Annotated in this window: 9 protein-coding genes and 1 pseudogene; 6 read left to right on the forward strand and 4 right to left on the reverse strand. The window is 69.9% G+C overall.

Annotated elements, in window-relative coordinates:
• Positions 1-313: 313 nt before the first annotated feature.
• Both ITI46_RS08800 and ITI46_RS08805 read right to left on the reverse strand, forming a co-directional pair.
• Positions 314-967: a hypothetical protein gene (locus tag ITI46_RS08800; RefSeq protein ID WP_307808099.1), complete on the reverse strand. Its 654-nt coding sequence runs from the start codon at positions 965-967 to the stop codon at positions 314-316.
• A 672-nt stretch (positions 968-1,639) separates the two neighbouring features.
• Positions 1,640-1,858: pseudogene (locus tag ITI46_RS08805) on the reverse strand (lytic polysaccharide monooxygenase); the annotation flags it as partial.
• A 106-nt stretch (positions 1,859-1,964) separates the two neighbouring features.
• Here ITI46_RS08805 and ITI46_RS08810 point away from each other — a divergent pair.
• The 4 genes from ITI46_RS08810 (at position 1,965) to ITI46_RS08825 (ending at position 7,675) form a co-directional block, all read left to right on the forward strand.
• Complete coding sequence (locus tag ITI46_RS08810; RefSeq protein ID WP_209238872.1) at positions 1,965-2,834, forward strand: SMI1/KNR4 family protein; 870 nt, start codon at positions 1,965-1,967, stop codon at positions 2,832-2,834.
• A gap of 375 nt (positions 2,835-3,209) precedes the next feature.
• Positions 3,210-3,605: a hypothetical protein gene (locus ITI46_RS08815; protein ID WP_209238873.1), complete on the forward strand. Its 396-nt coding sequence runs from the start codon at positions 3,210-3,212 to the stop codon at positions 3,603-3,605.
• Between the two features lie 345 nt (positions 3,606-3,950).
• The gene (locus ITI46_RS08820) at positions 3,951-4,121 is read left to right on the forward strand and encodes a hypothetical protein (RefSeq protein ID WP_209238874.1); all 171 of its coding nucleotides are present in this window, start codon (positions 3,951-3,953) and stop codon (positions 4,119-4,121) included.
• A 131-nt stretch (positions 4,122-4,252) separates the two neighbouring features.
• Positions 4,253-7,675: a type 2 lanthipeptide synthetase LanM family protein gene (locus ITI46_RS08825; protein ID WP_209238875.1), complete on the forward strand. Its 3,423-nt coding sequence runs from the start codon at positions 4,253-4,255 to the stop codon at positions 7,673-7,675.
• Between the two features lie 98 nt (positions 7,676-7,773).
• Here the strand turns inward: ITI46_RS08825 and ITI46_RS08830 are convergent, their stop codons facing one another.
• Together ITI46_RS08830 and ITI46_RS08835 are read right to left on the reverse strand one after the other, a co-directional pair.
• A complete protein-coding gene (locus ITI46_RS08830) occupies positions 7,774-8,325 on the reverse strand; it encodes a DinB family protein (protein ID WP_209238876.1) in 552 nt (183 codons plus the stop codon).
• Between the two features lie 151 nt (positions 8,326-8,476).
• Positions 8,477-8,629 (reverse strand): hypothetical protein, encoded by a 153-nt coding sequence (locus tag ITI46_RS08835; RefSeq protein WP_209238877.1) that lies wholly within the window; start codon positions 8,627-8,629, stop codon positions 8,477-8,479.
• 626 nt (positions 8,630-9,255) lie between these two features.
• Here ITI46_RS08835 and ITI46_RS08840 point away from each other — a divergent pair.
• Positions 9,256-10,287, forward strand: a complete 1,032-nt coding sequence (locus ITI46_RS08840) for a 2,5-dihydroxypyridine 5,6-dioxygenase NicX family protein (RefSeq protein WP_209238878.1) — start codon at positions 9,256-9,258, stop codon at positions 10,285-10,287.
• Positions 10,288-10,319: 32 nt separating this feature from the next.
• Positions 10,320-11,591 carry an FAD-dependent monooxygenase gene (locus tag ITI46_RS08845; RefSeq protein ID WP_209238879.1) on the forward strand — a complete coding sequence of 424 codons (1,272 nt, stop codon included), beginning with the start codon at positions 10,320-10,322 and terminating at the stop codon, positions 11,589-11,591.
• The last annotated feature ends 30 nt before the right edge of the window (positions 11,592-11,621 follow it).

An 11,621-nucleotide genomic window follows, 5' to 3' on the forward strand; every position in this document is an offset into this window, starting at 1 on the left:
GCTGCCGTTGATCCGGCACGTCCTCTCACCTCACGTGCCCGCCGGGTGGGGCGGGCAGGAAGGATCGCTTAGCGCTCGTACCACCGGCGTCGAGCTCCTGACCGTCGGGCATCCGGCCACGTGCCCTACGGTCCTGCACGACCGTGCCACTCACTCACCACAGACGAATATCGGCCCGAATCCGGTAAGCGGCTCTCATCGAAGGCTGAGTACGGCGTCGGAGCGTTGAGGCAGCGGACCGGTGATCGCCGACGGTACTGAACAGGTACGGGTTGGACAGTGGCCGGGGGCAGCCAACCTCCCTCGCGACGGTTCAGCGAAGCAGTGCTGCACGCAGGGTGATGCCGTGCCGCGTACGCAGCCGCCGCAGCTCCCACATCGCCACGGCGGAGACGGTCAGCGGGGCTCCCAGGATGAAGGCCACCCGCACTCCGAACGGCACACCCTCGTAGGCACCACGGAACACGTCGACGAGAGCGACTTCCCAAACGAGCAGCGTCGCGAGGAGTGGTGGAATCGTCTCGTGGAGGTCCGCTGTCCGGAAGACGTGCACGAGTGACTGCGCGATGCCGTAGAGGCCAAAGGGGGCGAGCCACAACGAGAAGGCACCCAGGGCGAACAGCAGCACCACCCGCCCTGCTGACGCCGTCCAGTTCGTGTTCTCGTCAACGTAGCCCAGCCCGGTGATCAGTCTCGGCACAGCGAGCGTGACGACCAACGCGAGCAGGGCCCCGGCGGGCTTGGCCGCGCGGCGCAGGAACAGGCGCCGGTTGGGCGGGCGGGCCGCCGCGATGAAGACGGTGACGGCGACCGGGAACGTCACCCCCAGCACAATGAGGGTGGTGCGGATCTGGCCGAAGCGGTCGTCCAGCACGGAGTCGGCGTCGGAGGCCAGCCCGTAGGACAACAGCATCCACGTGACAGCGGCCAGGCCGACGACCGTCCGAAAGACCTGCACCTTCTTCACGACCGGGTCGTTCACACGGTCCGGCCGGGACGGCGTGAACACCGCACGCCCCACGGCGATCGGATTGAAGAGACGTCCGAAGGTCAGCGGGCGAGCCGGAACCGGCGGCCACGGTCCCGCCGGCGGCATGGGTGGCAAACCCGGTCCCGGCGGTTGTCCTCTGTATGGATTCCATGGCGCTCCGCCCCCGCTTCCGCTCATCCCCGTGTCCTTCCTGTCGTTTTTTCCAGAGGCCAGGAGAAGAATCGCAGATCTCAGCGCGTAAGAACGCTTGGTTTCGCCTGCGGCTGCGCTGCAGTTGTGTGTCGGCAGCCGCCACGCCACCTCCGCTGGGACATTCGAAGGCACCATGACTTCGCCGCGCCTCCGCCAACGCCACACGTCCAGAGGCCGACGGGGCAGCGCGGCATGAGCCTCCAGCCGATCGCGGGTGCGGCCGGCCAGGCAAGCATGCGGTCCGCTGCCGAAGCACGCTGATCCTGCGTACTTGACCTTCGATGAGATGGACTGCAGTCCGTCAGCCTTCGACGAGATTTGCTCAACGTTCGGTGCGACAGGTCACCACCACCACTCAGTGGTTGACCGACGCCGCTGCAGCCAAAGAGCGAGCCGGCCCGTGCGATAGCAGAGCGCGGTCCGGGCGACGCTTCACGGAAGAAGCCGGATGCCGGATCAGCCGAAGTTCACGTCACTGCACAGGTAGTACGTCCGGTCCATGTGTGAGGCCTTCCAGATCGTGTACACGACGTGGCGGCCGCTGTAACCGGAGGTGCTGACCGGGATCTCGTAGCCGTTGGCGGGCCCGTAGCTGCTCGTCTCGGCGACGAGTTCGAGGTCGTCCCAGCCCATCCGCCTGCGCGGTGGGGTCGAAGCCTGCTTGGTGACGTACACCGGTGGTCACCCCCAGCGCCACAGCGGCCGGGCCGCGCCCGAAGCGGGGGCGGGAGTCGCCCTGCCCGGTGCGGGAGCGGCTGGGCCGGGGTGCGAAGGTGAGGGCATGACCGAAGCGCACACCCCTCTGCCCCGCATCACCGAGCGGGTACCGCCGCCTGTCGAGCCGGTGAACGGGCACGGTGACTGGGCCGTCGTGGAACAGGAGTTGGGCACCCCGCTGCCGGACGACTACAAGCAGCTGGTGGAGACCTACGGCCGTGGCGACTTCTGGGGCGCGCTGTGTCTGTGCACCCCGTTCGGTGACGACAACCCGGTCCGGCTGGAAGGGAGCCTCCTTGAGGACTTCGGCCCGTCGCGGGAACTCTTTCCCGAGCAGCACCCCTACCCTCTCTTCCCGGAACCTGGCGGGCTGCTCACCTGGGCGGTGACCGAGAACGCAGCGCAGCTGTGCTGGCTGACCGAGGGATCCCCGGAGTCCTGGCCGGTGGTGATCTGGTCGCGCGACAACGACTACGAACGGTACGGCTGCTCAGCTGCCGCGTTCCTGGACAGGTGGATCAGCGGCCAGGTCACCTCGGAACTCCTGCCCCGCGAGGACGATATCGCCCCCTGGTTCGACGCGGCGATCGACCGCGACCACGTCTACGTGCGCCTGGGCGAGGGTCCGCTGCCCTACCGCGAGCGCCTGCGCATCCTGCGCGACGCCCTCGCGCCCACCGCGGACCGCGGCAGCTACGCGTACCGGGGCAACCGCCAGGACCACTTCGTCATGACCGGAACCGGCTGGCAGCTGACATACGAGACGGCCTACGGGCACCAGCTCCGCGTGGCCTTCCCACCCGCCGACTGCGAGGCGGCCCGTGCTGCGGTTCTGGCCGCTGTGGATCTCATGGGGTGCCCGGTGGAATCCATCGCCACGGTCCATGGCACCTCCTCCTGGGAACCGCGAGCGGAAGTCCGCCCTGAACCCTGAGAGGAGCCGGACGTGCCGCCGGGGGGCGGGAGTCCTCGCCGTCAGGTGAGCCGCCTGGCCAGGAGCCGGGTGCAGAACGTACGACCCCAGCACTCACGGCACCCGGCTGCCATCTGCCCCGGCAGCATGGCAATGCCCGTTCCACCTGGCCGACGGGCACCGGTACACCGCCGAGGGAACGCCGGCCGGTGTTGGTGCACCCGCACACGCCGGGCCTCGAACCGGACCGGACCGCTCATCCGCCGAAGGAGCTTCCTCCCCTGGACGAGGCTGAGACCGGGCCGCCGCGACGTCGGCGGTGGCTGTCCTCCGTCCGCGTCTGCGGCTTGCCGCCCCGCAGTCCCGCCGACCAGCTCGGCCTGTCACAGTGGCGCAATGCTTCTCCCTCCCGAGAAAACCCTGTTCGTTCGGGGTGCCACTCCGGTGCTCCTGCTGTCCGACGCGCCGGTCCATGAAATTCTGCCGACGGTGACCGCGCTGGACGGGGCGGTGCCCCCGTGCGAGGGGTGGAGCATCACTCCCAAACTCACTCTGTGTGTCGTGGACGGGCCCGGCGATGCCGGACTCCTCATCCCGGCCCTCGCTGCGCCGGTGATCGATACAGCCCATGGGGCCACCGCGCCTGGCGACATGGGCGACTGGTGCACGGACGCCGAACGAGCCGGTGGCGCGGTCGTCCTGTCACTCGACGAACTGCCCGAGATCCTCGATTGGGCCCTCCAGCTCGGCTCCGGGGCCGCCCACGGCGGTTTCATGGCAAGCCTGAACTGACAGGGATGCCGCGGGCGGCGCCGCCGCGCCGAACGGGTTCCAGGCGCAACACGTACTGACGGCCGCCCGTCTTCTGCGACGGTCACGCCGTAGTCGTACAGCTCAGGGCTACCGTGGGCCCTCCGGACGCTACCTGGGGCCGGGATGGGGACCTGGGCAGCGCCTGCCAAAAATGCCTCAGGATTCCACAAGCTCAACACTTTCCTCACGAACATCCAGAAGGCTAGTCTCCCAGCGGATCTGCCATGCCGATGCGCCAACGGCGCCTGGGCGCAACGGACTTGAGGGTAGATCCGTTCCCTCCTACGTGCCTACGTGCCAACGTGTACTGAAAAGGAGACCTACATGAACGACACGGTGAACACCGGCCAGGCGGCCGCGCACACCCAGGGGCTCACCCCGGGCCTTGGCCACCCCGCGGGCACGGTGGACCTCACCGCCGACCTCCCCGACGAGGGCGCCACATCAGGCGCCGTGACCGTGTCCACCCAGCCGTTCTTCGACTGCTGCGGCTGACCTGCCCCGGCGCCGGTCCCCGCCCGGGGGCCGGCGCCGGTCCACGATCCTGGCCGGGGTCCGCCCCGGCGCGATGACGGATACGTCACCCAGGTGCGACGGCGGACACGTCGACGCGCGAAAGGACAGTCTTGAGCCTTCCCCGTCCCCACAGCAACGGGTCAGCCCTGGCTGAAGACTTCTGGAGCCCGGCCCGCTACGCGCGGGAGCGGGTGACCCCCGCGTCGAGACCACGGGAGCCCATCAACCCGGCCACGGCGGCCGACAAGCTCGCCGGCTGGCAGTCCCTGCCCCCCTTCCGTGGCCCCGGAGACCGGTTCACCGACGGGCTCCGCGCGATCGGACTGACGCCGCCCCTGCTGCACCGGCTGCTCGGCGAGGAGCATGCAGCACTCGGCGCCCGCCTGCCGGCCCGTCCGCCATGGGCAGACCGCATACGTGCCGCCGGCCCGGAGCCGCTGACCCAGCCCCCCGGTCTGCCTGGACTGCCCGGTCTGCTGCGTGTCGCCGACCCGTTGGTCCGGCAGGCTCGGAGCCGGCTGCGTACGAAGCTGCGCCGCCTCGGCCCGTTCCCCGCCGAGCTGGACGGGCTGTGCGAAGTCCTCGACGAGAGCGTGCCGGTCCAGCGTCTGGGCGCGCTGCTGAAGCCCACCATGATCCTGGAGATCAACGTGGCGCGCGTCGCGGGCCGGCTGGCCGCGGGCCATACGCCGAGGGAGCGCTACGGCCTGTTCGTCGACCTGCTGGGCACGGCCGCGGAACAGAACCGGATCTGGTCCGCCTACCCGGTGCTGGCGCGATGTGTGGTGGAGTTGCTGGACGGCTGGGTGGCGGACCGGGTGCGGTTCGCACGTCATCTGCGCGATGATCTCGCGCAGCTTCGTGCCGGTCTGCTCGCCGGTGCGGACCCGCGCGGTGTGGCAGCTGTCGACTTCGGCCAGGGGGACGCGCACAGAGGGGGCCGGTCGGTCTGCCGGGTGGACTTCCACCACGCGCCCTCGGTGTTCTACAAACCCCGCTCCCTCGCGGTGGACGCACAGTTCGCCGCTTTCTTGACCCGCTTCAGCGCGGACAGCCCGCTGGGTCTGCGCGCTCCGCGTGTGCTGAGCCACCCGGATCACGGCTGGGCGGAGCACGTGACGCCCGAACCCTGCGCGTCGGCGCGGGACATCACGGACTTCTACTGGCGTTCAGGCGCGTTGCTGGCTCTCGTACACGCGTTGCGCGGTGCCGACTTCCACCACGAGAACGTCATCGCGGCGGGGGCCGACCCGGTCCTGGTGGACGTGGAAGCGCTGCTGCAACCCGTCGCCCCCGTTAAGGAGGGCGCCGCCGAGAGCGGTGGAGAGAGCGGTCGGGGGAATGGAGCCGGGGCGGACGGGCCCCGGACCGAGGACCCGGCCCTTGTCGCGCTGCGGGAGTCGGTGCGGTCCACCGCGCTGCTGCCCGCCAAGGTGCTGCTCGACGCCACTGCGGCCGGAGTACCCGCAGCGGACTACAGCGGTATGAACGGCCGACAGCACCAGCCGTCAGTGGTGCCCGTTCCCATGGAGAAGAAGGCGGGCACGGACGAGGTGCACATCGTCTGGGAGCATGTGGCGACGCCGGGCGGCGCGAACAGACCCCGGCAGCCGGACGGTACGCACGCCGACCCGTCCGACCACGTGCCCCAGGTTCTGGCGGGCTTCCGTTTCGGCTACGACTGGGTGACCGCACACCGCGAGGAACTCCTCGCGCCCGGCGGGCCGCTGGACCGCTTCGCCGGTACCCCGGTGCGCTTCCTGCCCCGGGCCAGCTTCGTCTACGGCAAGGTGTGTGCCGAGAGCGCACACCCGGACTTCCTCCGGGACGCGCTGGAACGTGAACGCAGCGCGGCGCGGCTGTGCGCCGGCCGGTATGCGGGTGACGCCGGGGGCGCTGTCGTACGCGCCGAGATGGCGGCGGTGCTGCGCGGCGACATCCCGCTGTTCGAGGCGCTCCCTGGGGCACGGAAGCTGCTGCTCGACGACGGGCGTAAGATCCCCGCCTTCTTCCGCGAGCCGGCCCTGAACTCGGTGCGCCGCCGCATCGCGGGGATGAACGCCGACGACCGCGCATTGCAGGAGCGCGTCATCACCGAAGCTCTCGCAAGCGCCCGGGAAACCGCACCGCTGACGGAACCCCCCGAGTCGCCCGGCGTCGGCGGGCCGCAGCGGGCGCGTACCGCCGACGCCGGGGAACTGGTCAGCGCCGCCACGGCGCTCGGGGACCAGGTACGGCGCCTCGCCCTCGTCCGCGACGGCCGCATCGGCTGGCTGGCACCACAGCCGGTGGCGCACGGCGTATGGGACCTGGCACCACTCGAAGCCGACCTCTACGCAGGGCTACCGGGCATCGGCCTCTTCCTCGCCCAACTCGGCCGTACGAGCGGCCAGGAACGGTTCACAGCCCTGGCTCAAGACGTCGCCGAGGAGGTGGTGCGCAGGCTGCGGGACCGGGCCGCCGGGCTCTCCGGGTCTGGGGCCAGATCCGGGGCCAGGTCCGGGTCCGGGTCCGGGTTCGGAGGAAGGGAGGGCACCGGTGCACAGGAGGACATCGGAGCTTTCGGTCCATGGACTGGCGCGCTGTACTTCCTGGTGCATCTCGATGGACTGCTCGGCGGTACGTCCTTCACCGCGGCGGCGCGGGAGCCGGTGCTCTCCGTGGTGGAACAGGCTCTGGGCCGCACCAAGGCCTCCGATGTCGTGGCCGGTTCGGCAGGCTGTGGACTGGCACTGCTGAGCCTGGTGGAATCCGGTCACGACGCTGACGGCCGAGCGCGCGCCCTGCTGCACGAGGTGGCGCTGCACCTGGTCGACGGGGCGGTGCCCGCGGACGGCGAGGGCTTGGCCTGGCAGCACCACCGCATCAACAGCCGCCGGCCGTTGACGGGCTTCGCACATGGAGTGGCCGGCATCATCACCGCGCTCTCCCGGCTCGCGCCGTTCACCGACGGCGCTCTGGATGAGAGGTGCGCGGTGGCAGTGGCAGGCGGGCTGGCGTACGAGACCGACGTGTTCGACGCACAGGCCGGCAACTGGCCCGACTTCCGCACGGATGCGCCCTCCCTGTTCCGTTCGCTGTGGTGCCACGGGGCTGCCGGTATCGGCATGTCCCGGCTCGATCTGCTCGGCAGGCCCGGGCCGACCGGCCGGGACGAGACACGGGGACGGGGCCGAGCCCGGGACGAAGCGCTGGCAGCCGACGCGAGAGCCGCGCTGCGTCCGGGTGACACGCACACCGCACACCGGCTCACCGGGCGCGGCAGCGACAGCATGTGCCATGGCGACCTGGGCAACCTCGAACTCCTGCTGCTGGCGGAACGGGCCGGACTGTCCGAACCGGGCGGCTTGATGCTGCGGCTCGGCCAGAAGCTGGACCACGCCGCCCACCGGGGCTGGGTATGCGGCTCTCCGACCAGGAGCGAAACGCCAGGACTCCTGACGGGGCTTTCGGGGGTGGGATACCAACTGCTCCGTTTCGCGAGCCCCGGGACAGTCCCCTCCGTGCTGTTGCTGCACCCGCCGATGCGGTGACCGTCGGCCATCAGCCGCCCGGGGGGGGTGTCCGGGCCCAAGCCGCTGCCGGACCGACAGGTGCTGTGCGGAGCCCTGTACACCCTGGAGCACTTCGGTCACACCCCTACGGCTCCGTCGATCCGCTCGCGGAGCAGGTCGGCGTGTCCGTTGTGGCGGGCGTACTCCTCAATCATGTGGATGAGCACCCACCGCAGCGAGACCGCTCCTCGCCACGCGTCACGGCCCTGGATGTCGAGGTGAGGGGCCTCAGCGGTGAACGTGCGCGCGAATGCGACCTCCTCCTGCCAGGCCCTCCAGGACTCGGCGACGACTTCAGAGGCAGGGGCCGCGCCGTCGAAGTCGCCCTCCGGAGCTTCCGGGGAGGAGAAGCGCAGCTCAACGTCGTGCCCGGCAAGCACGGCCCGGAACCAGCGGCGCTCCACGTCGGCGAGATGCCGGACCAAGCCGAGCAGCGAGAGTGAGGACGGGGCCACGGACCGCATGGCCAACTCCGCGCCGAGTCCGGAACACTTGAGCTCCAGGGTGGCACGCTGGGCCTCCAGCATGGCAATGAGCATGGGCCGTTCGTCCCCTACCGCAGGGCCGCTGAACCGGTCGCCACTGCCAGTACCGGCGAAGAGTTCGATACGTCTGTCGGGAATCTTCATCCCTGCATCATGAGCCTTTGACAGCCATTCCAGGAAGCCGCGTCGGGCGGTGCCGCCCATGGGGTCGGCCCGCGATGGCGGCGCAGGGCGGGCATCTGTTCGTGCCGCACACGGGATCCAGTGGACTGGCCGTTCCAGTTGCCGTCGCCCTTCAGGTGGTGGCCAGAAGGAGGTCCTCGCCGCTTGCCGGGTGAAGGCTGTTGGCGCGACCGGCGAAGTAGCGTTCGGCGAGCGGGTCTCCCGGCAGGTGTCGGACTTCTTTGAAGCCTGCTTCGTGGGCCGGGGCCGGCATCTCCAGCCTCACCGTGCGCTTTCCGTCCTGTCGCCCCACCATCGTGCGCAGCGCTCACCCGGACGGCGAAAACCCCGCATGGATGTTGCTGACGATCGACAGCCGTGAGTGGGACGGCGGCAGCGGCAGTTGAAGACCGGCCGAGGAACGGGACCTGCCCGAGCGGTGTGGTGGTGACAGCGCCTGTTGGGACATCGGAGCCCTCCTCGGGGCAGCGCGCACCGTTGGGATTGAGCCAGCGTGATGGCCTCCCTCCGGGCGCATAGTCCGGATGCGGATGAATGAGATCCGAGCACGGATGACTTCCTTCGCGCAAGACTCCGCGCCTCACTCGTTCAACGCCCGGCCATATGGCAACGCCGGGGAGCGCCAGGGAGAGCACGAGAAAGCCCAGGTCAAAGCAGAGTGACAAGGGGGATGTGACGCACGTCACTTAGGTTGGTCACCTCAAATTTACGACGACCCCCTTGTCAGACCGAGATCGTACGTGCTCGGCTTAATTCCCGTCAGCGGCGTTCCAGGGCACTGCAGCCGGGAACGTCGGCGTCTGTTCGCATGGCTGGTTCCATGCGCCTCACTCGCACGCTCGAGCCGTGCGATCACCGTCTCTCCGCCCTTCCATCGCTCAGGAGCGAGACATGCTCGACCTCACCTCTGTTGATCTGCTCGACGCGTTCACCAAGGAGCTGAAGCTGTGCAAGCTCCAGCCCGACGAGCACGTCGTCGTCCTCTCCGAGCCGACCAGCCGCGGGGACTACGTAGCGGCCGCCTTCGGCGCGGCGAAGGCATGCGGCGCGCATGTCATCGCCGCCACCGTCCCCGGCGGCAACCCGTCCCCCTCGGACAGCACCCGCACCGGCGCGGGTCCCGGCCTGAGCGCGGTGCTGAACGACTCCACCGCTCAGGAGCTGCTCAAGACGGCCGATCTGGTCGTCGACCTCACGCGGGAAGGCTTCATCCACGCCCCCTTGCAGCAGGACATCCTGCGCACGGGCACCCGCATCCTGTTCGTCTGTGACGCGCCGGACGTCCTCATCCGCAACCTGCCCAGGGAGGAGGACAAGGCGGAGGTCCTCAAGGGTGTCGAGCTGCTGAAGAGCGCGTCCGTCATGCGGGTGACCTCCGAGGCCGGCACCGACCTGGTCGTCGAACTCCCGGGCTCCAAGCCAGAGTTCCAGGTGGGCTTCGCCGATGATCCGGGACGGTGGGACCACTGGCCGAGCACCATGGTGCTGTGCTGGCCGCAGCTCTCCGACGGCCGGATCGTGCTGGACGAGGGCGACATCCTGCTGCCGTTCAAGGAGTACGTGCGTCAGCCGGTCACCCTCGAGATCGCGGGCGGCAACATCGAGAAGGTGTCCGGAGGGGCCGAGGCCAAGCTGCTGGACACATTCTTCGAGGACGCGAACGACGAATGGGCGCGCAGCCTGTCCCACATGGGCTGGGGCCTGATGCGGACCGCCGACTGGTTCGCCACAGCGCTGTACGGCAAGGAAGAGCTGATGGGCATGGACGCGCGGGCGTTCGCCGGGAACTTCCTGTGGTCCACGGGCCCGCACCCCGTCCTCGGCCGTGAGTCGTACGCGCATATCGACATCGCCATGCGCGGCTGCACCGTCTCCGTCGACGGCCAGGAGGTCGTCACCGCGGGCCGACTCGCCGACTTCTGATACCGCCTGCCGTACTTGCGCCTGGAGAACACATGGCAGCTACTCAATCGCTCGAAGCCGTCATCGTCGGAGGCGGGCTCGGCGGGATGACCGCCGCGCTGTCGCTGCGGCACCGGGGCCTGCGGGTCACGGTGCTGGAGCAGGCGCCGCGGTTCGGCGAGATCGGCGCGGGCATCCAGACGGCGCCCAACGCGAGCCGCATCCTGCTCGGGCTGGGGCTGCGCAAGCAGCTGGAGGCCATCCGCACCGAGCCGCAGGACCAGGTGCGGCGCAGGTGGAAGGACGGCAGCATCGTCGGGCTCACCCAGCTCGGCGACATCTGCAAAGAGCGCTACAACGCGCCGTACTGGCACTACCACCGCGCCGATCTGCACCAGGTCCTCACGGACGCCTGCACCGACCCGGCCGGACCCGGACCGGTCGTGGCACTGCGCACGGGGAGCCGGGTCACCGCGCTGGAGGACGGCGACTCCCGCCGCCCGGTCGCCGTCACCGATGACGGCCGGCACTACGAGGCCGACGTACTGATCGGTGCTGACGGCATCCGTTCCCGCGTCCGCGACCTGATGGGCCTGCCGGACACCCTGGAGTTCTCCGGGGAGATGGCCTTCCGGGCCCTGATCCCCGGCGACCTCATCGCCGCGGACCCGGCGACCCGTTTCCTGATGGACCGCTTCCAGAGCACCATCTGGTACGGCCCCGGCCGGCATCTGGTGCACTACATGATCCGCGGCGGGGAGTACCTCAACATCGTCGGCTGCGTCCCGTGCACCGATGAGGTGGCCGAGCGGTGGACCGGGTCCGCGACCTCCGACGATCTCGTCAACGCGTACTCCGACTGGGACGACCGGGCCGCGGCGATGCTGTCCAAGGCGAAGGACGACGTCCTGGCCTTCGCCCTCTACCACCGCCGCCGCGACCCGGTCTGGGTCAACGGCCGGGTGGCGCTGCTGGGCGACGCCTGCCACGCCATGCTGCCCTACCAGGCGCAGGGCGCCTCCCAGGCGATGGAGGACGGCGCTGTCCTCGCCGAGGAACTGGGCCGGGTCACCGCCGACGGCATCGAGGTGGCGCTGCGCCGCTACGTCGACCGGCGGGCCAAGCACGCCGGCATGGTCCAGGACGCGTCGCTGCAGAACAAGACCTTCTACCACTACCCCGACGGCCCCCAGCAGGAGGCCAGGGACGAACTGCTCAGGCGCGGCTTCGACGGAGAGTCCGACGTCTCCTACGACTGGCTGTGGAGCGGCACCCCGCTCAACGACCCGGACCTGGGCGCCTACGACTACCGCTTCGCCCGCTGATCGCACCGGCCCGGCCCGTCCCCCTGCTGC

This window comes from Streptomyces oryzae (assembly GCF_017676365.1).
Classification (GTDB): Bacteria; Actinomycetota; Actinomycetes; order Streptomycetales; family Streptomycetaceae; genus Streptomyces; species Streptomyces oryzae.

Bases quoted from the DNA above. Each gene is read 5' to 3' on its own strand.
- ITI46_RS08820 (WP_209238874.1), top strand. From the start codon at position 3,951: ATGAACGACACGGTGAACACCGGCCAGGCGGCCGCGCACACCCAGGGG.
- ITI46_RS08815 (WP_209238873.1), top strand. From the start codon at position 3,210: ATGCTTCTCCCTCCCGAGAAAACCCTGTTCGTTCGGGGTGCCACTCCG.
- ITI46_RS08840 (WP_209238878.1), top strand. From the start codon at position 9,256: ATGCTCGACCTCACCTCTGTTGATCTGCTCGACGCGTTCACCAAGGAG.
- ITI46_RS08845 (WP_209238879.1), top strand. From the start codon at position 10,320: ATGGCAGCTACTCAATCGCTCGAAGCCGTCATCGTCGGAGGCGGGCTC.
- ITI46_RS08810 (WP_209238872.1), top strand. From the start codon at position 1,965: ATGACCGAAGCGCACACCCCTCTGCCCCGCATCACCGAGCGGGTACCG.
- ITI46_RS08830 (WP_209238876.1), bottom strand. From the start codon at position 8,325: ATGAAGATTCCCGACAGACGTATCGAACTCTTCGCCGGTACTGGCAGT.